The 25,419-nt window shown below is 50.8% G+C and carries 22 protein-coding genes; 8 read left to right on the forward strand and 14 right to left on the reverse strand.

The window, feature by feature from the left end; translation table 11 throughout:
• Positions 1–48: 48 nt before the first annotated feature.
• The 5 genes from IE073_RS05000 (at position 49) to IE073_RS05020 (ending at position 5,501) form a co-directional block, all read left to right on the forward strand.
• Positions 49–1,035, forward strand: a complete 987-nt coding sequence (locus tag IE073_RS05000) for a TRAP transporter substrate-binding protein (RefSeq protein WP_189583828.1) — start codon at positions 49–51, stop codon at positions 1,033–1,035.
• Positions 1,035–1,568 carry a TRAP transporter small permease gene (locus tag IE073_RS05005; RefSeq protein WP_189582102.1) on the forward strand — a complete coding sequence of 178 codons (534 nt, stop codon included), beginning with the start codon at positions 1,035–1,037 and terminating at the stop codon, positions 1,566–1,568. Before IE073_RS05000 ends, IE073_RS05005 begins: the two co-directional genes overlap by 1 nt.
• Positions 1,568–2,845 carry a TRAP transporter large permease gene (locus IE073_RS05010; RefSeq protein WP_189582105.1) on the forward strand — a complete coding sequence of 426 codons (1,278 nt, stop codon included), beginning with the start codon at positions 1,568–1,570 and terminating at the stop codon, positions 2,843–2,845. Before IE073_RS05005 ends, IE073_RS05010 begins: the two co-directional genes overlap by 1 nt.
• A 346-nt stretch (positions 2,846–3,191) precedes the next feature.
• Complete coding sequence (locus tag IE073_RS05015; protein ID WP_189582108.1) at positions 3,192–4,505, forward strand: amidohydrolase; 1,314 nt, start codon at positions 3,192–3,194, stop codon at positions 4,503–4,505.
• A 75-nt stretch (positions 4,506–4,580) separates the two neighbouring features.
• Positions 4,581–5,501 carry an FIG domain-containing protein gene (locus tag IE073_RS05020; RefSeq protein WP_189582111.1) on the forward strand — a complete coding sequence of 307 codons (921 nt, stop codon included), beginning with the start codon at positions 4,581–4,583 and terminating at the stop codon, positions 5,499–5,501.
• A 29-nt stretch (positions 5,502–5,530) separates the two neighbouring features.
• Here the strand turns inward: IE073_RS05020 and IE073_RS05025 are convergent, their stop codons facing one another.
• Genes IE073_RS05025 through IE073_RS05035 form a run of 3 tightly spaced genes read right to left on the reverse strand, consistent with a single transcriptional unit; the run spans position 5,531 to position 8,836 of the window.
• The gene (locus IE073_RS05025) at positions 5,531–6,895 is read right to left on the reverse strand and encodes an NAD-dependent succinate-semialdehyde dehydrogenase (protein ID WP_189582114.1); all 1,365 of its coding nucleotides are present in this window, start codon (positions 6,893–6,895) and stop codon (positions 5,531–5,533) included.
• A 14-nt stretch (positions 6,896–6,909) separates the two neighbouring features.
• On the reverse strand, positions 6,910–8,445 hold the full coding sequence (gene hpaE, locus IE073_RS05030; protein WP_189582116.1) for a 5-carboxymethyl-2-hydroxymuconate semialdehyde dehydrogenase: 1,536 nt from the start codon (positions 8,443–8,445) through the stop codon (positions 6,910–6,912).
• On the reverse strand, positions 8,438–8,836 hold the full coding sequence (locus IE073_RS05035; RefSeq protein WP_189582119.1) for a 5-carboxymethyl-2-hydroxymuconate Delta-isomerase: 399 nt from the start codon (positions 8,834–8,836) through the stop codon (positions 8,438–8,440). The genes hpaE and IE073_RS05035 overlap by 8 nt, the downstream gene beginning before the upstream one ends.
• A gap of 68 nt (positions 8,837–8,904) precedes the next feature.
• On the opposite strand from IE073_RS05035, the gene IE073_RS05040 reads away from it, so the two are divergent.
• Positions 8,905–9,765: a fumarylacetoacetate hydrolase family protein gene (locus tag IE073_RS05040; protein ID WP_189582122.1), complete on the forward strand. Its 861-nt coding sequence runs from the start codon at positions 8,905–8,907 to the stop codon at positions 9,763–9,765.
• Between the two features lie 54 nt (positions 9,766–9,819).
• On the forward strand, positions 9,820–10,206 hold the full coding sequence (gene hpaR, locus IE073_RS05045; protein ID WP_189582125.1) for a homoprotocatechuate degradation operon regulator HpaR: 387 nt from the start codon (positions 9,820–9,822) through the stop codon (positions 10,204–10,206).
• Here hpaR and IE073_RS05050 read toward each other — a convergent pair.
• From IE073_RS05050 to IE073_RS05080, 7 genes are all read right to left on the reverse strand, one after another.
• Positions 10,203–11,021: a DODA-type extradiol aromatic ring-opening family dioxygenase gene (locus tag IE073_RS05050; protein ID WP_189582128.1), complete on the reverse strand. Its 819-nt coding sequence runs from the start codon at positions 11,019–11,021 to the stop codon at positions 10,203–10,205. The two genes, hpaR and IE073_RS05050, sit on opposite strands and share 4 nt — an antisense overlap.
• Positions 11,021–11,341: an aromatic ring-opening dioxygenase subunit LigA gene (locus tag IE073_RS05055; RefSeq protein WP_189582131.1), complete on the reverse strand. Its 321-nt coding sequence runs from the start codon at positions 11,339–11,341 to the stop codon at positions 11,021–11,023. Before IE073_RS05055 ends, IE073_RS05050 begins: the two co-directional genes overlap by 1 nt.
• Positions 11,338–12,141: a 2-oxo-hept-4-ene-1,7-dioate hydratase gene (gene hpaH, locus IE073_RS05060; protein WP_189582134.1), complete on the reverse strand. Its 804-nt coding sequence runs from the start codon at positions 12,139–12,141 to the stop codon at positions 11,338–11,340. Before hpaH ends, IE073_RS05055 begins: the two co-directional genes overlap by 4 nt.
• Positions 12,142–12,349: 208 nt before the next feature.
• Entirely contained in the window at positions 12,350–13,897 is a 1,548-nt protein-coding gene (locus IE073_RS05065; RefSeq protein WP_189582137.1) for a bifunctional GNAT family N-acetyltransferase/carbon-nitrogen hydrolase family protein, read from the reverse strand.
• Between the two features lie 3 nt (positions 13,898–13,900).
• Positions 13,901–14,803 (reverse strand): agmatinase, encoded by a 903-nt coding sequence (gene speB, locus IE073_RS05070; RefSeq protein ID WP_189582140.1) that lies wholly within the window; start codon positions 14,801–14,803, stop codon positions 13,901–13,903.
• Positions 14,800–15,828, reverse strand: a complete 1,029-nt coding sequence (locus IE073_RS05075) for a 1,9-bis(guanidino)-5-aza-nonane synthase (protein ID WP_189582143.1) — start codon at positions 15,826–15,828, stop codon at positions 14,800–14,802. The genes speB and IE073_RS05075 overlap by 4 nt, the downstream gene beginning before the upstream one ends.
• A 10-nt stretch (positions 15,829–15,838) precedes the next feature.
• Positions 15,839–17,035, reverse strand: a complete 1,197-nt coding sequence (locus tag IE073_RS05080) for a type III PLP-dependent enzyme (protein WP_189582147.1) — start codon at positions 17,033–17,035, stop codon at positions 15,839–15,841.
• A gap of 604 nt (positions 17,036–17,639) precedes the next feature.
• Between IE073_RS05080 and IE073_RS05085 the strand changes: the two genes are divergently transcribed.
• Complete coding sequence (locus IE073_RS05085; RefSeq protein WP_189582149.1) at positions 17,640–18,251, forward strand: AcvB/VirJ family lysyl-phosphatidylglycerol hydrolase; 612 nt, start codon at positions 17,640–17,642, stop codon at positions 18,249–18,251.
• An 18-nt stretch (positions 18,252–18,269) separates the two neighbouring features.
• Here IE073_RS05085 and mprF read toward each other — a convergent pair whose 3' ends face one another.
• The 4 genes from mprF to IE073_RS05105 all read right to left on the reverse strand — a co-directional run bounded on the left by mprF (position 18,270) and on the right by IE073_RS05105 (position 25,369).
• Positions 18,270–20,867, reverse strand: a complete 2,598-nt coding sequence (gene mprF, locus IE073_RS05090) for a bifunctional lysylphosphatidylglycerol flippase/synthetase MprF (protein WP_189582152.1) — start codon at positions 20,865–20,867, stop codon at positions 18,270–18,272.
• 139 nt (positions 20,868–21,006) lie between these two features.
• Entirely contained in the window at positions 21,007–22,314 is a 1,308-nt protein-coding gene (locus tag IE073_RS05095) for an HlyD family type I secretion periplasmic adaptor subunit (protein ID WP_189582155.1), read from the reverse strand.
• Positions 22,314–24,038, reverse strand: coding sequence for a type I secretion system permease/ATPase (locus IE073_RS05100; RefSeq protein ID WP_189582159.1), 1,725 nt, complete (start codon positions 24,036–24,038; stop codon positions 22,314–22,316). Before IE073_RS05100 ends, IE073_RS05095 begins: the two co-directional genes overlap by 1 nt.
• On the reverse strand, positions 24,035–25,369 hold the full coding sequence (locus IE073_RS05105) for a TolC family protein (RefSeq protein WP_189582162.1): 1,335 nt from the start codon (positions 25,367–25,369) through the stop codon (positions 24,035–24,037). The genes IE073_RS05100 and IE073_RS05105 overlap by 4 nt, the downstream gene beginning before the upstream one ends.
• Positions 25,370–25,419: the final 50 nt, after the last annotated feature.

Genomic DNA, 25,419 nt, shown 5'->3' on the forward strand with positions numbered 1-25,419 from the left:
GTCATGACCACTACTCCGTCAAAACTTAATCCCAAATTTAAATTGCCAATGGCGAACCGACGCCAAGTCCTTGCAGCTGGTGGCGCCGCCGCTCTGCTGACAGGGTGCGGAGCGGCCGATGTCAACCGACCACTTCTGGCGGCCGATATTTTGCCCGACGGATTCCCAACGGTTGAGGCCGTGAAATATATGGGCAAGCTCATGAGTGAGCGGACCGACGGACGCCTCAGCATCAAAATGTTCGCAGGCGGACAGCTAGGCTCTGAACGTGACACGCTTGAGATCACAACCTTTGGCGGACTTGATATTGACCGTATCGCTATCGCGCCGCTTAATACGTTTGAGCCTTTGACGATCATCCCCGCCCTTCCCTTCCTTTTCCGCTCCACGGCCCATATGCGCGGCGCGATGGATGGCGCTCCCGGACAGATGATCTTGGATGCACTTCAACCACATGGATTGGTAGGCCTCTGTTTCTACGATTCAGGCGAACGAAGTTTTTACAATACGAAACGCCCTATCCTGAAGCCTTCTGACATGAAGGGCATGAAGATTCGTGTTCAGAACTCTGACCTTTATGTATCAATGATCAAAGCGCTCGATGCCGATCCTACACCGATGTCTCTGGGGGAAGTCTATCAATCCCTTGTCCAAGGCGTGATCGACGGCGCGGAGAATAATTGGCCGTCCTATCAAACAGGACGCCATTTCGAAGCGGCCCCTTATTACAGCCTCACCCGCCATGTTATGGCGCCTGAAATCCTCGTCATGTCACTCAGCCGTTGGAATAAATTATCCAAAGCCGACCAAGAAATCGTCAAGCAATCCGCCAGAGACTCCGTGCCGATGATGCGCGACCTCTGGGACGCGCGCGTTAATTCAGCACGGACTGAGCTTTTGGCTGCAGGCGTCGAAGCCAATGAGGTTGAAGATCAATCCGCCTTTAGCGATTTGATGAAACCTGTTTGGGAGCGTTATATCGTCTCTGACAAACAGAAAGCGCTCGTGAAATCTATCCAGTCCATGGAGCTATAATGTCCGATAATACGCTCGCACGCGTCACGCACAAAGCGGCTGACGTCCTTCTCATTGTTTCTGGCATTGCGTTGCTGATGATGACCTTCATTGTTGGCTGGCAAGTTTTTGGCCGTTACGTTTTGGGCTCCAGTCCATCTTGGGCCGAGCAAAGCGCATTGACACTGATGATTTGGTTTATCTTTCTGGGCGGCGCGGCCGGCGTTCGCGATGGGTTCCATATCCGCATTATCGCGGTCGAAAATATGGTGTCTAAATCCACACGAAAGAAAATGCGGATCGCCTCCAACGCCGTTGTAGGCTTTTGTGGCCTCGCAATGCTTTGGTGGGGCGGCGAACTTGTCGTTCGAACTTGGAGCCACGTTATTCCGTCCTTGGGTATTCCTCGCGGTATGGCCTATCTCGCAATCCCGATCGCGGGCGCATTGACGACTATTTTTTCTTTGGAACGCATCTTTGATGACCCAGCTGAAAAAGCCAAAATTGGCGAAATGTCAGCGTTCGGGGTCGAAACTGAAGAGGGAGACGCATAATGGAAATTCTTGTCCTATTAGTTGTTCTGGTCGTTCTTCTGATGATGGGTGTACCCGTTGCCTACGCCCTTCTAGGTTCCGCAATGGCGACATTTGTTGTTCTCGACATTCCACTTGTTGTTGCCTTTCAGCGCATGGCGGCGGGGGTCAGCGTCTTCTCGCTCATGGCCATTCCATTCTTCATTTTTGCCGGCGACCTGATGTATCGATCGGGGATTGCCGAACGCCTTGTCCAGATTGCCGAAGGTACATTCGGACGTCCACGTGGCGGTCTTGGTATGGTCAATGTTGGCGCATCTTCCCTTTTTGGCGCCGTTTCTGGCTCTGCGATTGCTAGCGCTTCGGCTATGGGCTCGACTTTGATGCCTCTGATGAAAGAACGCGGATATGACGGTGATTATGCGGTTAACGTGACGGTTACCGCCGCGATTGTTGGCCTCCTTATTCCGCCGTCGCATAATATGATTATCTATTCTGCGGCATCCGGGATTGGTGTCTCGATTGGGGATCTGTTCCTTGCAGGCGTTGTCCCCGGTGTGTTGACAGCGGGCCTCCTCATGTTCGTGGCATGGCGCGTCGCGATTAAGCGCGGTTATCCAGGCGGTAAATTCCCAGGCTGGCGCGCGTTTGCCAAAGCGATTGTGTTTGCGATTCCCGGTTTGATGACGGCGATCATTATCATGGGCGGCATTTTGTCTGGCATTTTCACGGCGACCGAAAGCTCATCTATCGCCGTAATTTACACAATGCTGATTGGCTTCTTTATCTACCGCACGCTCGGTCTGAAAACGCTGTTCAAATCGGCGAAAGAGTCTGTGAAGATCACAGCGATGGTGATGCTCATCATCGCCTCGGCCACAGCTTTTGGATACGCCCTCGCCATTCTTGAGGCACCCACACAACTGGCGAGCCTGATCACATCGGTCACAGATAATCCGATAGCGGTCTTATTGATCGTCAATGTCATTTTATTGGTACTTGGCACCTTTATGGATATGTCACCGCTAATCGTGATCATGACGCCAATCCTGCTGCCTGTCGTAATGGCAGTGGGTGTTGATCCTGTGCACTTCGGGATCATTATGATGATTAACTTGGGTATCGGATTGGTGACACCGCCCGTCGGCGCGGTTCTCTTTGTTGGGGCTGCGGTGGGGAAAATCCCGGTCGAACAGGCGATCAAAACGATTTGGCCATTTTATCTGGCCCTCGTCGCAGCGCTTTTGCTGATCACATTTGTTCCGCAAATTTCATTGGCGCTTCCAAACCTGTTTTAAACATCTGGCCCGACTTTTCGAAGTCGGGTTTTTCTTTGCCTTCGAACCGATCAACCCAAGCGCCTACGCTCTCAAGCCCCGTAAAAACTAAAGTTTCAAAATGGGGACCTACCCATTTATGCAATGCCTGATCTGTGGGACGTCCGCGCAATGGCAACCCGATGGCTGCTGTTACAGGCTGTCAGGCACGCGTTAATCGGCCCCTTATTTGTTTTCTTAAAAACTGCCACAACAATGGTTCAAAGTAAAAATTGGGAAATTTTAGGGCGAATGTCGTTGATAGACTTTACTCGCGGCGCCACTACGCGCATCGTAGCTTAGTATATTAAACACTCAGGGGTCGGACATGGCGTTTAAATCAATCACATTGGGTTTCCTTCTTACCGCGGCAACATTGCCAGTCACAGCCTTTGCGGATGACACATTGCGCAAAGATATCGCGGCCGATTATAACGCCAATCTCGAATCCCTTTTTACCCATTTTCACCAAAACCCAGAACTGTCGTTTTTAGAGAGCAAGACTGCAACGCGGCTGGCGAGCGAAATTAAAGCTTTTGGTTATGACGTCACCGAAGGCGTCGGCGGAACAGGTATCGTTGCGGTCATGAAAAATGGGGCAGGACCGACTGTCATGATTCGCGCAGACATGGATGGCCTACCCGTCAAAGAAGATAGCGGACTGTCATACGCCTCAACTGCCCTGCAAATCGACAGGGATGGCGTTGAGAAGCCTGTGATGCACGCTTGTGGGCATGATGTGCATATTACCTCTCTCGTCGGCGCTGCACGGCAAATGGCGGCGCGGAAAGATCGATGGTCAGGCACGCTTGTACTGATAGGACAACCCGCAGAGGAGTTGATTTCCGGTGCACGAGCGATGTTGGAAGACGGCCTCTATACCCGTTTTCCAAAACCAGATTACGCGCTCGGATTTCATGTTTCGGCAGGCATTCCCTCAGGCCGCGTTGAAGTTGCCCAAGGCATTGCAATGTCCAGCTCTGACAGTGTCGACATAATTGTCAAAGGTGTCGGCGCTCATGGCGCGTCACCTCATAAAGGCATCGATCCTGTTCTTGTCGCCTCACAGATTGTTGTCTCTCTACAATCTGTCGTCTCACGATCTATAGCGCCTCTCGAACCAGGTGTGATCACCGTTGGATCGATTCATGGCGGAAACAAACACAATATCATTTCGGATGAAGTGAAGATGCAACTGACCGTCCGTTCTGATAGCCCCAAAATTCGCAAGCAGTTGCTGGACGGTATCGACCGTGTTGTCGAGGGCGTCGCGATCTCATTGGATGTTCCGGAAGAATTGATGCCCGAAGTCATTCGATCCAAGACACAAACGACGCCTCCCACGATTAACGATCGCGCCACAGCGGAGCGGGTCATTTCCGTTTTTGAGGAGAAGCTACCAAATGGCACGCTGTTCAGCCAGCCTCGCCAAGGCATGGGGGCGGAAGACTTCTCCTATTTCATCACACCTGAAACAGGCGTCAAAGGCGTCTATTTCTGGGTCGGCGGAACACCCGAAAAAGACGTAGAAGATGCCCCGTCCCATCACTCACCCTTTTTTAAGGTCGAACCTGAACCTTCCATCACATTGGGAACGGAAGCTACAGTCCTCGCAGCGTTGGATTTACTCCAAAAGAAGTAGGTCCGCCGCGCCTTCCGTATTGGAATTTGGGCGCGCATCGCCTAGTGAGCCCCCATATCTTACGAAAGCTCCTTCATGTCTCTCTCATTCAATAGCCGTAATTCCGAACTGGATGGTATTTACGCCGCTCTATTTTCAGCGGGTGAAGCCATCTATGCCGAATTGAAAAAAGGCTCAGGGTTAAAATTCGCGGCAAGCGGAAATGAGTCAGGCGATGAACAGATCGAACTCGACATCATCGCCGATGAAGCTTTCTTCAAAACCCTAAGCCAAGACAACCACGTCCGCTATGTCGTCTCCGAAGAGCGTCCTGGCCTAAGCAAATTATCCGACGGGCCTTACTCCATCGCGCTGGACCCGCTGGATGGGTCAAAGGCCGCATTGATTGGGATTCCCTCTGGTGCGATTTTTGGGGTCTTTGAAAATGCGGAAGTCGCCAAGGACTTTAATGGCCAAAATATTATTAGTGGCGGATTCTTCGTTTTCGGCATGAACTTAGAGGCTTATTTTGCCGACGGACCTGACGTTTATAAAGGTCTTTTCGATCAAGATGCAGGCACATGGGAGATCATCGCTCTGCCAGACGCCATGCCAAGTGCAGACATTCTGGCCATTAATGGTGCAAACCAATTGGTTTGGGATCAGTGGTTACAAGATCACTATCTCTCACTGCTTGATACGAAAAATGGAACGGTCAAACCGTATAATATGCGATGGTTTGCTTCTATGGTGTCGGACCTAAAACGCTTGCTCTTGCAAGGGGGTATTTTCGCTTACCCCGCAGCCAATCGTAAGGGGTATGAAAGGGGCCATTTGCGCCTCGTCTATGAAGCGATCCCAATGTCGTTTTTGATTCGCGCGATGGGTGGAGCCTCGACAGATGGTGACCAATCTTTGTTGGATGTGCCCGTGACCGACCTGCATCAAAAAACACCCGTCTTTATCGGAAATGCCGACAAGATCGCAGATATCGAAGCTGCGAAACGCGGAAATTAAAACCCGCGTTACGATTAAACTTCGCTGTCTTAAGAGATAGAGACGGTCTTGATGTTGCAGAAGGCCCGAAGACCTTCTGCGGCCAATTCCCGACCATACCCCGAACGCTTGACGCCACCAAACGGTAAGGCGGGATGGGACGCCGTCATAGAATTGACGAAGGTCGCACCAGCTTCGATCTCATTAATCGCGAACGCTTGCTCGTCGGAGTCTTGGGTGAAAATCGACGAGCCCAGTCCAAATGGACTGTCATTGGCAAGTTCAATCGCCTCTTCAATAGAGTGAACTTTAAATAACAATGCGACAGGCCCGAAAATCTCTTCATGGTAGGCGTTTGATGACTGTTGGATATGCTCCAAAATCCCAGGTCGATAGAAAAATCCGGGGCCGTCAATGACTTCGGCGCCTGTCACGCGCGCCGCGCCATCTTTAATCGCATTTTCGACTTGCTTCGCAATTTCATCCCGTGCGGACTCCGTCACCATAGGTCCAATATCTGTTGCGGGACTGTTTGGATCACCAACCACGAGGGCTTCAAACCCTACTTTGAATTTGGCTTTGAATTCGTCGTAAATATCGGCGTGTATAATAAACCGTTTGCCCGCGATACAGGACTGCCCGCAATTCTGCGTCCGCGCTGTGACGGCGACCTCGACGGCTTTATCGAGATCGGCGCTAGGCATCACGATGAAAGCATCAGAGCCGCCAAGCTCAAGAACTGTTGGTTTAATCACTTCCCCACAGATTGACGCCACGGACGATCCTGCACCTTCTGAGCCCGTGAGGGTAGCGCCGCGAACCCGATCATCCCGCAAAATATCACCGACCTGATCGGTGGTGATAAACATACTCTGCAACGAACCCTCAGGGAAGCCAGCGCGACGGACCACATCTTCGACCGACAGTGAACATTGCGGCACGTTTGACGCATGTTTTAATAACCCCGTATTGCCCGCCATCAGCGCAGGCGCGACGAAGCGGTAAACTTGCCACAACGGATAATTCCACGGCATCACAACCATGATCGGCCCCAGCGGCAGGTATTTCTTATATGTCTGTGCATCCGTGGCCTCGACAACCTCATCGGCCATCATGCTTTCGGCGTGGTCCGCATAGTAGCGGCACCCCATCGCGCATTTTTTAACTTCGCCAATTGCGGATTTCAGCGTCTTACCCATTTCGAGCGTAATGATAGCGCCGAGACGATCCGCCTCATCTTCAAGGATATCTGCGATACGATGCATGGCGGCTTTACGGTCTTCCATAGACCAAGACTTGAGGGTTTTATGCGCCGCCCAAGACGCAACCAGAGCGTCCTCGATTTGGGATTCAGAGATATTGTCAAATGTCGCTTCGACTTCGCCTGTGGCGGGATTGGTGGATGCAAATGCCATAAGATGTCTCGCGATTACGTGCCTAGTTTCGGAATGCTATGCGTACCATACGCGATACAGGTGTTCTTTGTTTCCATATAAAAATCAAAGGACCAATCCCCGCCGTCTCGCCCGATGCCTGAGGCTTTCATACCGCCGAACGGCGCTGGCAAATGACGGTTATTTTCTGAATTAATCCAGATCATACCGGCTTCCAACTCTCTAGCGACGCGCATCCCTTTGGCAGAATTTTCGGTCCAGACATAACCCGTCAGACCATATTCCGTATCATTGGCGATCTTGATAGCCTCGGCTTCATCTTTGAAAGGAATAGCGGTGAGAACGGGGCCGAAAATTTCTTCCTGTGCAATCCTCATATCGTTCGTCGCATTCGTGAATAGCGTTGGCTTAACGTAACACCCTTCTTTGCCCTTGCGCGCGCCGCCAACCGCGACCGTCGCACCGTCTTCTTTAGCTATTTCGAAATAACTCATGACTTTCTCATGGTGGGTCGGGTGGATCAGCGGACCAATTTCGGTGTTGGGATCAAGCGGATGTCCGACATTGATCCTTCTAATCCGCGCGGCAACTTTCGCTGTGAAGCTATCATAAATCGAGTCTTGTACTAATAGGCGCGTCGACGATGTGCAGCGTTCTCCATTCAGCGAAAATTGCATAAAGACCGCCGCGTCCAGCGCGCGCTCCATATCCGCATCGTCGAACACAATGCAGGGATTTTTCCCGCCGAGTTCCAAGTGCAACCGTTTCAGGGTCGGCGCAGCTTGGCGTTGGATGTGGGAGCCGGTTGAGCTCTCCCCAACAAAGGCAATCGCCTTAATGTGCTCATGCTCGGTTAGGGCTTTGCCCGCACTCTCTCCTAAGCCATTGACCACATTCAACACGCCTTTTGGCAAGCCCGCCTCATATGCGATCTCGCACAATAACATTGCAGTGTAGGGCGAGAATTCAGCCGGTTTTTGAACGACTGTACAGCCACTCGCCAGCGCCGGAGCAATCTTCCAGGTGGACAGCATGAAGGGTGTATTCCACGGCGTAATGACACCGACAGCGCCCAGAGGATGCCGTGTTGTAAAGTTATGGTGGTGTTCAGCGGGTAAGCTCAGACCCTTGCCTGCTTCGACAGCTTTGTCACCGAAAAACCGAAAGTTCGCAGCGCCACGAATGGCGGCCTTTTGCATGAAACGGATCGGTTGACCCGTATCCATGGACTCGATCATCGCGATTTCATCCGCTCGGGCTTCAATTCCGTCGGCGATTGCGTACATAATTTCGCGGCGTTTAGCGCCATCCAAATCGCGCCAGCCGCCGAGAAAAGCTTTATGCGCCGCATTTGCAGCCGCGTCGATATCTGCGGCTGTTCCCGACCAGATATCACCTAACCGAGAATTATCGACAGGCGTAATGTTTTCGAATGTCTCTTTCGATTTACCCTTCACCAATCTTCCATTGATGAAATGACCTAATGGTTCCTTGCGGAACCGCGCCATATGTTTGCGGGCTTTAGCAACCCGTTTCTCAAGATCGGTTTTTTTAAATGTCACTTTAGCCATTGGACGTGCCTTTAATGATGTCGTGAATATTGTTTTTCTTCCAGGTCCAGTCTTTCTTAATCTCCTGAAGCTCCAATCCCAGAGACAACGGATTTCCCGCATCGAAATGCTCTTTGGTAAAATCAGTTAGGACTTTAAACAACACATCGCCAATCTCACGTTTGGTCGCGTCTTCGCGGCCCTGCCCGATCCGAACGGTAATATAGATAAATTCACGACCCAAAACGCCGTCACCGACGCGGTATCGTTCGAAGGATTGTGCCCGCGTACGGATACCCCCTGTTGGCAGCGCAGGCATAGCCATGGCCGCTTCATGGAGGTGTCCCAACAAACGCTGGATATAAAGGGTCTTTGCGATCCCCTTTGAATGCTCAACAATAATATGTGGCACGAAATCTCCTTGACCCTTTTATTTAACATGTTAAGTACATTGCACCTCGAAAATGTCAAGGATCCAAAATGAAATTCGTCACTTTCCTACAAGATGAGCAGCAACGTTTCGGGGGGATTACGTCTTCGCATGAAAGCAAAATCGTCGACCTTACAGCCAATTTCAGCGACCTGCATAGTGTGTTGAAATCAGACCGATTAGACGCCGCGAAAACGGCCGTCGAAAGTGGAAAAGGAACGATCAATCTTGCCGACGTGACGCTTTTGCCGCCCATCACAACAGCGGAAAAATACTTCTGCATTGGCGTCAATTATGCCAACCGAAATGCTGAGTATAAGGACGGTTCAGAAGCCCCAAAAAATCCATCTGTCTTCATGCGATCGCGTGAGAGTTTTGTCGGACATGGCCAGTACATTGAACGCCCACCTGAATCCCATCAGCTTGATTATGAGGGCGAAATTGTTGTGATCATCGGGAAAGAGGGTCGTCGCATTAAACGTGAAAATGCACGCGATCACATTGCAGGGCTCTGCGTTATGAATGAGGGCACCCTGCGCGATTGGGTACGCCACGCCAAATTTAATGTGACACAAGGCAAGAACTTCGAAAAATCTGGAGCATTGGGCCCATGGATGGTGCCGCTTACTGACGATATAGATCTTAAAGATTTGCAAATTCAAACCCGCGTCAACGGTGAACTCCGCCAAGACGACCATACCTCAAATATGATGTTTCCCATCGAATTCCAGATCGAATATTTATCTAAATTTGCCCGACTCAAAGCCGGTGATGTAATCGCAACTGGTACACCCAACGGTGCAGGCGCTCGCTTTGATCCGCCCAAATATTTGGTGCCTGGCGATGTCGTTGAAGTGACCTGCCCTGGCATCGGTACCTTGCGCAATGAAGTTAGAGACGAAGTCGTTTAGGCTAAGATTTGCATGATGGACTCCGAACTTAGAGCATTTCAAAAAAACTTACCCATGGCACTTTTACGGGCGCGCGAGACTGTCATGGGACATTTTCGTCCGCTTCTGCGTTTGCATGACATCACGGAACAACAATGGCGCGTCATCCGAGCGCTCTACGGAAAACCTGGCCTTGAGGTCTCGGCGCTCGCGGACAAAACCCTGCTGCTGATGCCGAGCCTGACGCGCATTTTAAAGGCATTGGAGGAACGCGAGTTTGTGACCAGCTCCATGGTCGAAGGCGATAACCGACGGAAGCTTATTCGACTGGACCACAAAGGTCGCGCAGTTCATCAAATGATGTCCCCTCTCAGCGAGGCAGAATATAAAAAAATTGAAGCCAAACTTGGCGCAAAGAAACTAAAAACCCTCTACCAGTTACTCAACGACCTCTCCGATTAGATAGCCATAACCGCGGCGGTACACCCGACGGAAAATATCGGAATAGGTTCATAAAACCAAAGATCACCCTTCGCGCCTTCACAAAGCCCACTGATTGCGGTCAGGGTTCGAATCTCAAATCCGCCCTGCCCTGCATCTTTCAGCGTGTCCTCATCCGTATACGACAGCAGCTTTTCTTTATCATTCGCTACCCAAGCATCCAGATACTCGCGGTCCCACTCTTCGACAATTTTGCCGCTATTTGGTGTAGCGGGCCAATGACTGATCCCGCCGGTTCCTATGACCGCAATTTTTTCAGGCATTTCATCACAGGCGCGACGCAGCGCTCGACCGAATTCCCACACACGATGGAGTGGTGTTAAGGGCGGACCTTGGCAGTTAATATTTACCGGAATTATATCCATGTCATAGTTTGGCGTCAGGAAATGCAGCGGAACCATAATCCCATGGTCCATTTTCCATTCTTCAGCATAAGCAACATCGATGCTCTGCATCACTTCTGTGATAATTCGTCGGGATAAATCAGGATTTCCCGGGATCTTTGTGCGGGGAATGCCGAGCCATTCTGGGTCTTCAATTGGACCCTCATATTCCTCACCCATGCCCATGGCATAAGCGGGCATGTTGTTCATGAAAAAGTTCGCGAAATGCTCTGCGGCGATAACGACCAACGCTTCCGCGCCGCTGTCTTCAATCGCTTTTCGCATTCGGTCTAGCTGTGCGTAGAAAGCGTCGCGCACGGCGGGGTCAGCACGTTCCGCGCGGCCTGTAATTCCAGGCGCATGTGAGCAAATACCTGCAAATACGAGTGCCATTAAACTGCTCCGCCTTCTCCGCCATCAACCGCGCGGTAAATACCGTCACGGACTTGACCGTGGACGGACAATCCGTCCTTCATGGCCTGAATATACTCATCCCATTCCAGTCCGATAAAGGCGGCATAATGCATCAGTATTTGTCCATTCACGCCGTGAATGTACAGCTCTCCAACGTCGCCATTCCTTAACCAATCTTGCTCTTCAGGCGTCAGGCTGTATTCCGCAAGAAGACCCTCAAGGTCTGTTTTAAATTGCGCTTGGACCGCCGTGTCTCGGTTCAAATTGAACAGAAGTTTTTGAACATAATAAAGGCTCATGAGAAGCCCAACGATACACACCCAAGTGGACCAAAGTCGGCTTTGAAGTTGTCACCTGCGCTCGCCATAACTGGCCGCGTGAAACTACCCGACATGATATACTGACCTGCGTCTAGCTTAACGCCATGCGGCGCAAACCGTTTTGCTAGCCAGATAAGACCACGTGCGGGATGGTCCAAAATACCAGCCCCCAATCCCGTCTCTTCGACGATGTCATTTCGATATAAAATAGCACCGGCCCATCGCAGGTCGACGTCTCGCGGGTCAAACTTTTGACTCCCAACTATGATGCCTGCATTTGCTGCATTGTCGGAGATGGTATCATAAACTTTGCGGGTGTAGCCTGTCTCAGGATCGACACGATGGCTGCGGGCAGCGATTAATTCCAATGAAGGTACGATGTAATCTGTCGCGTCCAACACATCTTCGACGCTCAGGTCATCACCGAACAAATCCTGTTTCAGCACAAAGGTGATTTCGACCTCGACACGCGGATCTATGAAATCTGACGCTGGCAATATCGCGCCATTTTCGAACAACATATCATCAAGAAGCGTCCCAAAATCTGGCTCATCAATCTTCATGGCCTCTTGCATGGCGCGGGACGTTAACCCGACTTTACGCCCGATAACTTTGCGTCCTTCACCCTCTTTTATCTTTATCCACGCGGCCTGAACCGCATAGCCATCCTCAATTGTCATATTAGGATAGGTTTGCGAAAATGCAGCAAACGGCTTCCTAGCCTTTTCAGCGGCGTGGTGCATCCGCGCGGAAAGTTGAATCTGCTCGCTAGTTAACATGTTAATTACTTAACGCCTCAGCGCCATTATGGCAAGGCTGGGCGCACGGGTTTCAATTCTGAAACGGACACCTTGTTCGAACCCCCTGCCCATTTGGCTGCCTCAGGCGAAATATTGCGCCAGAAAGCTAAGCAGGATAATCAAGCACAGACCGAAGCTAAATATTCGCAAAATCCTTATCGACTTTGATCGCGCCGTCGCCGCCATATTATTGGTCGGACCAATGGGTTTGATAGAGGTCGAAACGTCGATCTCGTAGATTTCGGACGGTCCCATTGGCCCGCGCCCAAGATAGATCTGTTAGATCTAAATCCGCGATGGCCACGGTTTCAACGTTTTCTGAGCACTCGGCAGCGATGCCATCTCTCGCAAATGGGAAATCGCATGGTGTGAGAATGCAACTTTCTGCATAATTCACGTCCATGTTCTCAACGCCTGGCAGGTTCCCGACATTGCCTGACATCACAACATAGCACTGGTTTTCAATCGCGCGGGCTTGCGAACAATAACGGACGCGTAAATAGCCTTGGCGATTATCCGTGCAGAATGGGACAAACAGAATTCGAGCGCCTTCATCAGCCATTCGCCGCGCGAGTTCAGGAAATTCGCTGTCATAACAAATCAAGATACCGATAGGACCACAGTCGGTGTCAATTGTACTGACCTCGTCTCCGCCCTTAATGTTCCAATAATGGCGCTCATTCGGGGTTGGGTGAATTTTCTCCTGCGCGTGAACGGACCCGTCCCGCAGAAAAACATAAGCGATGTTTTGAATATCCCCATCATCGGCTCGGGTCGGATGAGACCCACCAATGATGTTAATATTGTAGCTGACGGCCAGTTTACGCATCGCTTCGATGAAACGCGGCGTATACTCGGTTAGCTTTTCAATCGCGGCAGATGGCGGTAGGCGCGTTTCGGCCAGCGCCAGGAGCGGCAATGTGAAAAGCTCAGGAAAAACCGCGAAATCAGATTTATAGGCCGAGACACTATCGACGAAATATTCGACGCTGCTCATGAAGTCGTCGAAGCTCGTGACTTTCCGCATTTGCAATTGAACCGTGGCAACGCGGACAATATCCTTCTGCGCCGTCTCGGAATGAACACTATCACGGCTCTCCACAGCATAGGCATTTCGCCATATCATATGCGCCGCAAAACCGCCTGACGCTTTATCGGTAGGCAAGTAGTTTTCGAGAATACCAAGCACGTCAAAACCTTGTCGAAATTGGAAGTTCACGACAGGGTCGTTGACTTTGCGCTCCTTAACTGCATTGAGATAGTCCAGTGGATCAGGGAACGCTTTTTTGCGTTTCGCCCATCCCGGTAGACGCCCTCCAAAAACGATGCCCTTGAGTTCCAAGTCCTCTACTAAAGACTTACGGGCATCATAAAGACGTTCACCAATTCGCAAGCGCCGGCGTTCAGGGTCAACGCAGACCTCCATGCCATAAAGCCAATCGCCATTTGGGTTATGGGAGGACCCATAGCCACCGCCGGTGATGCCAGACCAGTTGTGAGGGGCAAGCGCGATGTCTTCGCGCACCATGATGCTGGCGGCATAGCCCACGATCTCGCTCTCATACTCGACGACAAATTGCCCTTCTGGAAAATTGGAAATCTGTCCGCGCAATACGCCAACTGCATATGTGGACATATTAGGGTACGCCCGGTCGACTAGCGCGGCGATGCCTTTCACATCCTGAATGTTTGCAAGACGAATAGTGAGCTGCGCGCTCTCGCGTGTCTGCGCCATAAATTAAGCCCGGCCCAATGCGTAATTCATAATTTTATATGCCAATTTGGCCGCCAAGAAGTCTGGCCCATGAAGTTTTTTTATCGGCGCCAGCTCATTAATGTCTGCACCCACGATTGTTCCGATTTCAGAGGCCGCTTTGATAATCGCCATGGCATCTTCCCAGAATAAACCACCCGGTTCAGGCGTCCCTGTGGACGGCATGAGCGAGCTATCGAAACCGTCCAAATCAAAAGTGAGGTAAATCGGGCGCCCTTTTAACGGTGCAACGATTTCATCCGCATTCCATTTAGCGCGATCTTTGCCCCAATGAATTGTGATGCGGTGCTTGTTCGCCTCGTAAAACGGGATCTCTTCTTTCGAGATATTACGAATTCCGCAAGATACAATCGCGACAGTCGGGTGATCCAGCACGCGCCGAATAGCCGCCGCATGCGAAAAATGTTCTCCTTCATATCCATCGCGAAGATCAGCGTGAGCATCAAAGTGCAGAATGATTAGGTCATCGAATTCCTTCAAGAAAGGCCGAATAGCGCCTGGCGTTATCGAATGCTCTCCGCCAAAAACGAGTGGAAATTTCCCGTCTTTCAACACCGCAGTTGTCATCGCTTCGAGCGTCTTCAGCGTCGTTTCAATGTCAGAGTTATCGATCACAGGCTCTCGCGCAGTCACAAGGCCATAGCGTTCAATCGGTTCACACCAGAGATCCTCGTCGAAGAGCTCAACTTCGTGACTAGCGGCGATCATAGCTGCTGGCCCGGCTTCTGTCCCGCCGCCGTACGAGACCGAAGCCTCTAAACCAAAGGGGATGATAACCGCACCAGCTTCTTCATAAGAAACGGAATGCGCCTCTCCCAAGGAGAGGAAGCCATCTTCAGATTTCAAGAGGGGGAATGGCGCTTTCATTTCGCGAACATCTTTGCATATTCGCGACGTGGACGGTTTTTCCAATCGCAAGAGTGATAGGCGTCAGACGCGAGCAATGGCACGACAGAACCTGCCTCTGCAAACACCATTTGCTCGAGCGTCGTTTGTACTTTGCCCCAACTTGCCGCTTCTTTGAGTGTTGAAGACGAACACGCGCCATCACGAACATCGGCAACAGAAATCTGGACCGCATATTTATGCATTTCAGCTTCTACACCAAGGATTTCCGCACAGACGACTGTGTCTTGGACGAAGTTCTTTGGAACACCTCCACCAATCATCAGCAAGCCGGTTGAGCCAGCCTTAATCTTGACGTCAGTCAATTCACGGAAGTCTGCAACGCTATCGATGGAAAGGTAATTACCAGGGTTTTCGACCTGATGTTTCACCAAGCCGAACCCGGCCGAGCAATCCGAAAACGCAGGGACGAAAATCGGGACGTTATAGTCGTAGCATGTCTCAATCAGGCTACCCTTTTTAACCGCATGCGTTTTCAGCCATTTACCCATTTCCCAGATAAATTCCCGAGAAGAATAGGGGCGTCGCTCTAGGCTGTCTGTGATGTCTTTAATGACATGGTCACAAGCTTGCAGCTCTTCTTCGTCAATATAGGTGTCATAGATCCGATCGATGTAAAGATCGCGCAATTCATTGTCATCAACTTGGCTATCAGCTTGATAATGCTTGTACCCAAGGGCTTCAAAGAAATCCATGTCGACAATGGATGCGCCCGTTGAGACGATCGCGTCGACCATACCGTATTTCACGAGATCTCGGTAAACATGCATACATCCGCCCGCAGATGTTGACCCTGCTAACGTAAGAATGACGGAGCATTCGGGATCGTTCACAGCCTGTTTAAAAATGTCTGTCGCCCGACCCAGATCACGCGCCGTGAAAGACATTTTGCCCATCGCTTCAATAATTGGGCGGGCGTCAATTTTCGTAATGTCGAAATGCTCCACTACATTGGAGAGCAATTGTGCTTTTGTATTTTTTGTCATGATATTACCTTCAGTCATCCAACAGAATGACGGTGTGTTGTGAGTGAAATCCGTTAAATTGAGTGGCAAGAGCTTGACCATATGCGCCCAAGTGTCCGACCTCGATCCAATCACCTTCGCAAGTATCTGCAGGAAGGTGGAAAGGGCCGATCATTGTGTCAGAACTGTCGCATGTGGGGCCGAAAAAGCGGAATCCGATGGTGTTTGCGCAAGGTGCAGGCGGACGATTTCTGAGGAGTTTGACTGGAAACTTCCAGCCAAACTGACCTGCGTCGAATAATGATCCATAAGTTCCATCATTGAGATATAGGTCTGAGCCTTTTCGAAGCTCCACGCGTGTCAGAGTTGAGCCGCCTTCGGCACACAGCGCCCGACCTGGCTCGCCGTAAACGGCAATTGCGTCGAACCCGTGAGCTTTCACGCTTTGTCCGATTGCGTCAAAGTAGTCCGACATTGGGGGAATTGGCATTTCTGGATAAGCAACGGGAAAGCCCCCTCCCACATCAATGGAATCCACTTTGACGCCTGCTGCATCGACGACCCGGCGAGCAAACGCGATGGCTCTGTCATAATTATTGATGGCCAGGCATTGAGATCCAACGTGAAAACAAATGCCCAGCTTCGCCGCAACCGCGCGTGCTGAGATCAGTAAGCTGACAGCGGTGTCGTAGTCCGCTCCAAATTTACCTGACAAAGGCATCACTGCATCACCCTTTGGCAAAGCCAAGCGCAGGTGCAAACTTAGATCTGTTGCATCTTCAGTGGAGTCCAAAATTTTCTGAACCTCATCCGCGTGATCGAAAGAGAAATCTCGGACGCCCAATTCATATGCCCGAGCAATTGTGGCGCGGGACTTGATCGGATGCATCAAGAATAATTTCGCTGCGGGTAATAGATCCCGAACTAATTCAATCTCGCGGATCGAAGCCACGTCAAAATCACGGACACCCTCGTCCCATAGAATTTTGAGCAAAGACGGATGCGGATTCGCCTTCACCGCATACATCACTTCACCTGGGAAACCTGACACGAATGTCCGCGCAGCCCGCTCAATTTTCCGTGGGTAAAGCACATAGATTTGGTCGTCACCGCGAAAGTCGGCGATAGCGTCTGATGCAGTAACATAGGTCGGCAATCCGTAAGGTTGGAGTTGCGTAGGTTGCTCGACAGACGGAGCGGTTGAAGCAGCGAGATAGGTATTCAACATGATTGGAATTTCCGAAGAGCCCGGTTCAAAAAATAACGGGTCAAATTCTAGGAAATGACAAAATCAGGAGTGAGATTGTCAGCGGCGAGGTTGGGTCGGCGAGCTTAAGCCCGCACCTCACTACTGAGTTCCGCGATAGCGGCCTGACAATCTTGATGTTTAGACGACAGGAAGACCTCTCCCAACTGCGCCTGCAGTGAGATGGATGTAGGCTTAAGTCTGTGATGCAAGGCCTTGGCCATACCACTAACTCTCAATTCCCGAACGTCCCCTTTGTGAAAAGGTGGTACGCAAACAAACTAAGACGCTACCGGCGGCTATTAGATGATACTTGAGGCACCATCACGGCTGACAGATTTCCCATTCAATCACGCTAAAAAGCTGACTGTTCAGGGCTCGCTGTAGCTCGCTTTATCGTCAAACGGCGCGCTAAAGCAGAAATAAAAAACCTGCAAGCTTTTTTTTAACGCTTATGAAAAAATACTCACGGGAAAGCGAATGCACTCAAAAAAGAGATAGGTGGACGCCGAATGTCTGATATAATTTGAAGCGTCGCCGTCGTTAGCAGACCGCCACGACAATCCTCTCTCTAGGTCAATTATCGATGAAATTTACATTGCACCGCACGCAGACGACTGAAACCGATCGTTTCGTCTGCATCATCAGTGGTGACGGCCTTCTCAACCCTATCGCGAAAGCGTTGGCCGTCAGATTCGCGGGGGCTGGCTATGCAGCGGCACGCGTGAAAGCGATCGCGTATTTTTGGGACAAAAGATCTCCCCAACACATGTCCAAAGACCTGCAACGCTATATGCGACGGCGTTTGAAGCGTGTGCCTACGGCTCAATTCACCTTCGTCGGATACTCCTTTGGGGCTGGCACCCTACCTTTTGCTCTAAATCTACTCTCACCCCGGCTCAAAGAGCATATTGAAAAGGTGATTTTAATCGCTCCACCGGCACAAGCCGATTTCAAATTTTTCTTCAGAAGTTGGTTTCACAAACCGACGGAAAAGGCAAAAGCGACAGCACCTGAAATCCAGCAATTATCGGAAGTAAAACCTGTCCTATACGTCTACGGAGAGGATGACTATGTCGGTGCGCGGGCGTATCTCAAACCTCACAAAAACCTCGAATTCATAAGCCTACCGGGTGGACATGATCTAAATAAAGATATGGACGGTCTGTTTTTCGCCATCATGAAATCGTCCGGCTGAGAGGGGCGCACCACACCCTTATTTCTGAATAATGCCGAGGATACCGCCACTGCTCAATAGCGCTAAATTCCCAAGCGCCACAGGCATGGTGAGTTGGCTTGGGGCCGCGATGTAAACAGGCTCCCATTCTGGCGTGAACTTCTGCTTAAACGCTCGAAGGCCTTTGAATCCGTAAAACCGCCCGCCATGTTCAAAAATTAAAGCGCCAAGTTTCGTCATAAAGGGTGCAAGTTTATCCCCCTCTAAACCAGCCAAGGGTGCCATGCCGAGACTGAAGCGACCGTAACCTTCAGCTTTGGCCCACGAAATGATTTCGGTGAACAAGTAGTCCATCAATCCGTTAATTTTAACGTCCTTATAGCGCATCAAATCGATGGATACTTCCGTCTTGCAATGGGTTGTCCATAAGTTAGCGAAAGCGATGATCTCACCTGCGCGACGCACAACGGCGACAGGTTGACGACTGAGAACATCCCGATCAAACCTACCCAACGAAAACTGCTTCTCTTTCCCTTGATGAGTTTCGAGCCAGTTTTGAGATACCCTTTCAAGGCGATCCATATCGTCGCTATCCACCGAAGGATACAGGATCTCAAACGCACAACCCTCACGGAGGGCGCGGCTTTTGGAATTTCTTAACTCACTCCGCTTTTTACCCTCCATGGTGAAGTCATTTAGCGAAATCAGGGCCAGCTCGCCGATTTTCTGCAAAGCTAAGCCCGCATCTATGAAATCGGTCAGATCATCACCGCGCACCGCGTAAAAACAGGGCCAAGCATCCCACTGATCCGCCAGCTGACGGAATGTCCAAATCAACTCTTTGCGCTCGGCTGCCAAGCCAACAGGGTTTCCCATCACGACCCAAGTCCGCCCCTTAACACCATACATCAGAAAGGATTTTCCACTCTCTGAAAACAGAAATTGCTTATCGCCCATCAAAGCAAGGTTTGCATCACTTCCAACCTTCTCGGCCGTCTGTAGGACCGCACCTACCCTGTCCATCAAACTGTCATCTGATGCGGCGCGTCTCAGGTTTGGTGCGGGCTGTAACAACCGCCAAAAGCCATAAAAAGCGAAGAGAGTGCCAATTAAGACAAAGGCACGGAAAAATCGAGAGACGTCACTTTCCAGCCCAAACTGCCACCAAAGATCAGCCTTATAGGGCTGGTCCAGATAGCTAAAAAAACCGATCCAAATGGCAAACCCAATGGTTGTTAAAATAACGCCTAACCGCGGCAAGCTGAGCGGAATGTCGCGAATGCTCCCTTTTCGGTAGAAGGCACCCTTGGACGTGAAAAGACTGAAGCAAAGCACAAATAGAACAAATGCGCCTTTGGGATCAGCGCCTTTCAACAGGGTGAAAATAGCGCCCGCAAATAGAAAAATGACCGCGAGCGACCAAGCATTTTTAAGTCGCCGCCTTAGGCCCATTGCGACGATCAACAAGAGACTACCGATAAAACTGGCCGTCAAATGAGAGAATTCCGTGACAGCGAGACTAAACCCCGCGCCTAAAAACGGGAGGCTCGCAAACGAGTTAGGCGTCGCCGCAGAGATAAGCATTGCGCCGCCCGTTAGAAAAATCAGAACGGCATACAGAGGCGGGGCAATAAGTTCGAAGACATCTAGAACTTTCGTACTGCCACGCGCGACTTGCCCTGTAAAAGGACGCGCTTTCATAAAGCCCGTTATGACAGCTGATAAGATAAGCGGCGTAAAGAAGTAAAGGCCACGGTAAGCGATCAGGGCAACCATCAGGTCGACTGGGTTGGTGTTTACAAATAAAACAAAACAAGTGGCCTCAAAAACCCCAATACCGCCCGGCAACCCGCTCAACCGGCCAAGGCTATGGGCGATGACAAACCCAGCGAGAAACCAAGAAAGACTATTACCGATTCCGTTCCCAAGGCAGACATATAGAGCCCCTGCGGCAGCCAGCCATTTTGCCAATCCAAGCAGGAGCGATATTCCAAAGGAACTTGACATAACCCCCGCAAGGGACGGCTCTTCAAAACTCAAACGCCGCCTTGAGATTGCGACAGAGGTCGCGCTTAAAATCATGCAGACAACGTAAACGATGAATGAATTGACTTTCAATTCAGAACTGATCTCACCTTGAGCCACGATTAAGGACAGAACCAAAAGCGCTATTCCGCTCATAAAAATCGAGAGTTGATTACGTTGGCCCAATCTTGCCAAATCAAGAGGTGTCATTGACCAAGCACTAAAAAGTCGATCTCGAAGGTCTGGACCTGCGAGGGAGCCCATAGTGGTGATGTTGGAAACTGCATTCGCCACAAATGCCAAAGCTATGCGTCTGGAGCGAGACATCCTTGAGGGCTCAGGAGCGCCAGTGGCGTCCTCAAAACTGGCTATCCCGAATCCGAGAATCATCAAAACAAAAGAAATGGCCAGCGTCGTGAAGGTTAACTGACCCAACGCCTGTACCGTTTCACCATAGGATACCGTCTGAATCTGACGCCAGATCACAAACAGAGACCCGATGAAAAGGCATACACCCAAAGCGACCGCAAGTGTGGTTTTCCACCGCAAAACGCGGCGTGGCACCTGACCAATCACCGTGTCGGGCTCAATGCCAATTTGAAATTTTTGCAACGGATCTGGTCCTAGATGAGACGAAGTTTAGATTGTAGTCTTTTCGTAGAGTCTAGTGAAATGGAAAAGAGCGAAAAACCGCTATTCCCCGAGGCATGAAGCGGGACATATGTCCCGTTTCAGGAAAGCCTACCGGCCATTATTCCCGGGCCGCTTTGCGCATCGTCGCGTTTACCGGTTCCAGAAGATACTCGAGGAAAGTTCGCTTCTCTCCGGAAAAGATAAAGGCCTCGATAGGCATTCCTGGAAGCAACGGTGTGGTCAATTCTCCGAGCTTTTCTTCCCCGATCGTGATTTGCGCTTCATAATATGAATACCGTCCATCGGCTGAAGTTTTCAGGTCCGCGCTAATATCGGAAATCGTGCCGGCGAGAAGCGGTGAATCCCAAGCCTTGAGGCCAGAGAGACGCGCTTCCACAGACAAACCTTCATAGACTGAGTCTCGGTCAGAAGGCTGTATTTCGGCCGTCGCGATCAAATCCTGATTGTCAGGAACAATTTCTAGAATAGTTTCTCCAGGCCGCACGACAGCGCCCGCATTTGAAAACGCTAAATTGAGAATTTCACCCGACTGCGGTGCGTAAAGAATGGTACGATTGACCACATCTTGCGCAGAGATCAGTCTCTCCCGATTGCTCAATATCTCGGCACGAGCCGCTACCAAATCAGCACTTAGTTGTTCTGTAAACTGAGCTCGCGTCTGTATGATTTGCTGGGTAATTTCGTCGGCCTGCGCAACGGCTGTGTTCTGCTCAGACTTCAAGCGAGCAAGATCTGAACTGAGTCTGGCCTCATCACGTTCCAATCCAGAAAGATCAAGTGCGCGGATAAGGCGTTGCTCCAGCAATTTTTGACTACGCTCAACGTCGGCTTGCACCAAATCTCTGGCTCTACGTGTGCTTTCGATCTGTGCCTCATGGTTTTCAGCGCGTTGCAATAAACCTGCACGTCGGCTTTCCAAGACGTCGATATCAGCTTTGATTTTGCCTCTTTGCTGTGCAAAAAATTCGTGTTGCCTAGAGCGCGTTGTCATCAACACATTTTCTGGGACAATATCCTGCTCCAAATCGCGAAAAATCAATTTAGATTTGTTCGATAAAAGCGCCTCGAGACGATCGATTGTCGCCTCTGCATTTGCAAGCTCTTTTGCGATTTGGTCACGCCCTGCGGCGACACTGACATCTGTCAAAATCATAAGCGGCGCGCCTGTCTCAACAACGTCGCCTTCTCGGACAAGGATCTCCTGAATGATCCCGCCTTCGAGATGTTGAATCGTTTTCCGATTATTTTCGACGGCGACCGTCCCATAAACGATCACGCCTTCTGCGAGAGGGGCTAAACTAGCCCAAACAAGAAATCCACCAAAGGCAAATGTACAAATTAGGGCACCCAATTTGATGGTTTTACTTTTCCAGAGCATAGAATAGATATCAGACGACGACACCATTACGCGGCCCCCTCTTTTGCGCTCGTCGCGATCTGTCGTGGGTGCGCCATGGTCGCCATATAGTCTTGTGTTGAGACCATTTTCAGGGACCGGTTATCGAGCAAGAGCACATTATCGGCCAAGGATAAAAGCCGCATATCATGCGTTGCAAAAATTAGGATGTTACCATTCGATTTCATCTCTGCGAGACCGCGTTGTAGGCCTAATAATGAGGCACGATCAAGATTGGTACCAGGTTCGTCTAATACGAGAAGAACCGGGTCGCGGTATATAGCTCTCGCTAACCCGACCCCCTTTTGTTGTCCCTGCGAGAGATGGCTTCCACCTGGCCCGACACGCGTGTCGTAACCTTCAGGCAGTCGCAAAATCATATCGTGAAACCCAGCTTTTTGCGCGGCGCCCATTATGTCTTCTGGCGTACCATCCGAGAAACGACTAATGTTTTGCGCGATCGTTCCGGGCAAAAGCTCGACATCTTGTGGCGCATAGCCAATATATTTCCCTCGGTCACCAGCATCCCAGTTGTGCATGTCTCGGCCTCCGAGCCTTACACGCCCGTCTAATGGCTCCCACGCCCCGACTATCGTTTGTAACAAGGAGGTCTTTCCAGAGCCACTAGGGCCCAGAATTGCGATCGACGCGCCCGCTTTAAGGTTGACGTTGAACTTTGGCAGGAGCGCCGCGTCCGATCCGGGACTTGCAATCATCAAGCTTTCTATCGATAAGTCGGCGTCTGGCCGCAGCATCGGCGTGAAATCCCCGTCAGACGCGCCAGATCGTGCCATAGTATCTTCTAGACTAAACCATGCGCTACGCGCACGAATGAGTTGACGCCACGCGCCCAGAGCTTGATCAATTGGCGCTAGAGCACGCCCCATTAAGATAGAGCCTGCGATGATTGCGCCTGCAGACATTTCCAATTGCAGAACCAGAAAGCCCCCTACGCCCAAAGCCGCGACTTGAAGCATTTGACGAAGACCCTTCGCCTGAGCACTGAAAAACGTTGAGCGACCCAAGCCATCCATAGTCATCTTACTCGACTGTTTTCTATAAGACATCCAGTTCGACAAAAGCGGTGTCACCATCCCCAAGCTGGAGATGACAGAGCGGTTACGGCTAATCTCATTTGCAAAATTATTCGCCACAGTTTCTGCCTGCATTGCCTCCTCGACCGATTTGCGTGAAGATAGCTCGGTAAAAACGGTAATCAAAATCAGTACAAGTCCCCCAATAACTCCGATCCATCCGATAATGGGATGAACTAGGAACATCGCCAGCAGAAAAAGGGGCGTGAAGGGCAAATCAAAAAACGGTAACAACAAGCCGTGTCGCAGGAAGTTTTGTACCGTCGACAAATCCGCCAGCTTTTTCGGCAGAAGTTGAGGGGAATTTTCATCGCGAAAACTGGACATGAAGACAACTGGGCCATACTCGTTTTGAATTTGCTCAGACATCAACGCCAGTGTCTTCCGCCGCGCCGCTTCTGCGAAGCCGTAGACGCTCAACAACCCGATAGCGGCAATACTCACCATAATCAGAGTCTCTACCGAACCAGATGACAACACGCGATCATACACTTGAAGCATATAAAGCGGTGACACCAGCATCAGTAAATTTACCACGAGTGAGAACAGGAGCGTCACAACGATGTATGGTTTCACCGATGACTTATTTAGCGCCCAGTCAACTGTACCAGTTTTATTAGAAAACGTTTCGGTGCTCATTGGAGGGCCCCTGTAAGACTCTTTAAGGTCAGACCCTGCCGGAAATAATTATGGCGCGTACGTATCTCCGCTAATCGCGCTTCTTCCAAAGCCAATCGAATGTCGACCATTTCTGGCAAAGTGCGGATATTATTTTCATACCCCGTTTGCGCGGCGTCAAATTCGACAGTTCGGAATTCGATAACAGCTTGGCGCCGCCCCAGCTGTGCGCTGAGCAATAACGCTCTTCTATGCGTTGAGGTAACTTGTTCCTCCAGCATTTTACGTTCCTCATCGGCCCGAAATTCCGCGCGGCGCGCCTCGGCACGCGCACGATTTGTTCGCGCTGAAAGGGCTGAGCCCGTGAAGATCGGTACTGAAGCATCAAAACCAATCCGCTCCCTTGCCTCTAAGCCGTCAAAACGACGGTCCGTTGTCAGAGAGCTAATCCCGACTATTTCTATCACCGGCAGGCGCGACCGACTTTGGCGTTCGGCTTCCAGGTCAAGTTTACTCGCAGTGCGAGTCAGAGCTTGAACCTGAGCGTTGCCGACAAGCGCATCGCTTAGGTATGTTTGCGATGTTTGTCCGCCCGACAGAACATCAACACCTTTTTCTACACTTGCGCGTGCATCTGGACACGGGAGGCCATCAGAGCGTGTGGAAATTCGAAGGCGCGAAATCGCCTGCTGCTGTTCAAACTCCAGCTCATAACGATCAGCTTCAGCATCCGCACCTTCGGCTGAAATCTCGGCCACCTCGGAACGGGTGGCACCTCCGGACTCAAGCGCAATTTCTAATGCGGAGAGTTCTTGGGAGAAATAATCGGCGCGTTCAACCGTCGCCATCAAGCGCTCTGATGCATCCAGCCAATCTATGTATGCTAAACCTGCCTCAAGTCTTGCCCGTGCCTCCGCGCTCAGGACGAGGCTTTCTTTCGCTAATATCTCTTGTTTGGCCGCCTCTTTCGCTAAACGGGAATCCCCGAAATCAAAAACACGTTGCGAAGCTCGCAAACCGATTTGGTTTTCAATCGCTGAGTTCACGAGCCCTTCATCCCCGATACCTGATCGGGTAAAAACGGATATCTGCGGGCGGCGCAATGACTTGGCTTCCGTAAGCCCTGCCCGCGCGGCTTCCAAATCCGACTGCGCTATGGAGACGCTTGGGTTATTTGCGGCCGCCAAACGAAGCGCCGTTTTGAATGAGAGGCACGAGCTTGTGGAGGATGTTTGACCCGTCAGGACGACAGGCTCAAACTCGTCTTGATCCTGCGCCCCGGCAGATAGCGGGCAAACCAATGCGATAAGTAAAACCAGCCTTGCGACATTATTCAGCACTCTAAATGTCACAAATAACCCCGTAAACTTTCACCCAATAGACAATCATGACCCTGATTTAG

The sequence above is a fragment of the Litorimonas cladophorae genome (assembly GCF_014652455.1).
GTDB classification, from domain to species: Bacteria; Pseudomonadota; Alphaproteobacteria; order Caulobacterales; family Maricaulaceae; genus Litorimonas; species Litorimonas cladophorae.

Coding starts and splice junctions, on each gene's coding strand:
- hpaR (WP_189582125.1), top strand. CDS start 9,820: ATGGCACTTTTACGGGCGCGCGAGACTGTCATGGGACATTTTCGTCCG.
- hpaE (WP_189582116.1), bottom strand. CDS start 8,445: ATGGCTAAAGTGACATTTAAAAAAACCGATCTTGAGAAACGGGTTGCT.
- IE073_RS05040 (WP_189582122.1), top strand. CDS start 8,905: ATGAAATTCGTCACTTTCCTACAAGATGAGCAGCAACGTTTCGGGGGG.
- IE073_RS05050 (WP_189582128.1), bottom strand. CDS start 11,021: ATGGCACTCGTATTTGCAGGTATTTGCTCACATGCGCCTGGAATTACA.
- IE073_RS05005 (WP_189582102.1), top strand. CDS start 1,035: ATGTCCGATAATACGCTCGCACGCGTCACGCACAAAGCGGCTGACGTC.
- hpaH (WP_189582134.1), bottom strand. CDS start 12,141: ATGTTAACTAGCGAGCAGATTCAACTTTCCGCGCGGATGCACCACGCC.
- IE073_RS05075 (WP_189582143.1), bottom strand. CDS start 15,828: ATGACAAAAAATACAAAAGCACAATTGCTCTCCAATGTAGTGGAGCAT.
- IE073_RS05025 (WP_189582114.1), bottom strand. CDS start 6,895: ATGGCATTTGCATCCACCAATCCCGCCACAGGCGAAGTCGAAGCGACA.
- IE073_RS05080 (WP_189582147.1), bottom strand. CDS start 17,035: ATGTTGAATACCTATCTCGCTGCTTCAACCGCTCCGTCTGTCGAGCAA.
- IE073_RS05020 (WP_189582111.1), top strand. CDS start 4,581: ATGTCTCTCTCATTCAATAGCCGTAATTCCGAACTGGATGGTATTTAC.
- IE073_RS05065 (WP_189582137.1), bottom strand. CDS start 13,897: ATGGCGCAGACACGCGAGAGCGCGCAGCTCACTATTCGTCTTGCAAAC.
- IE073_RS05010 (WP_189582105.1), top strand. CDS start 1,568: ATGGAAATTCTTGTCCTATTAGTTGTTCTGGTCGTTCTTCTGATGATG.
- IE073_RS05100 (WP_189582159.1), bottom strand. CDS start 24,038: ATGAGCACCGAAACGTTTTCTAATAAAACTGGTACAGTTGACTGGGCG.
- speB (WP_189582140.1), bottom strand. CDS start 14,803: ATGAAAGCGCCATTCCCCCTCTTGAAATCTGAAGATGGCTTCCTCTCC.
- IE073_RS05055 (WP_189582131.1), bottom strand. CDS start 11,341: ATGAGCCTTTATTATGTTCAAAAACTTCTGTTCAATTTGAACCGAGAC.
- IE073_RS05085 (WP_189582149.1), top strand. CDS start 17,640: ATGAAATTTACATTGCACCGCACGCAGACGACTGAAACCGATCGTTTC.
- IE073_RS05015 (WP_189582108.1), top strand. CDS start 3,192: ATGGCGTTTAAATCAATCACATTGGGTTTCCTTCTTACCGCGGCAACA.
- IE073_RS05000 (WP_189583828.1), top strand. CDS start 49: ATGGCGAACCGACGCCAAGTCCTTGCAGCTGGTGGCGCCGCCGCTCTG.
- IE073_RS05095 (WP_189582155.1), bottom strand. CDS start 22,314: ATGGTGTCGTCGTCTGATATCTATTCTATGCTCTGGAAAAGTAAAACC.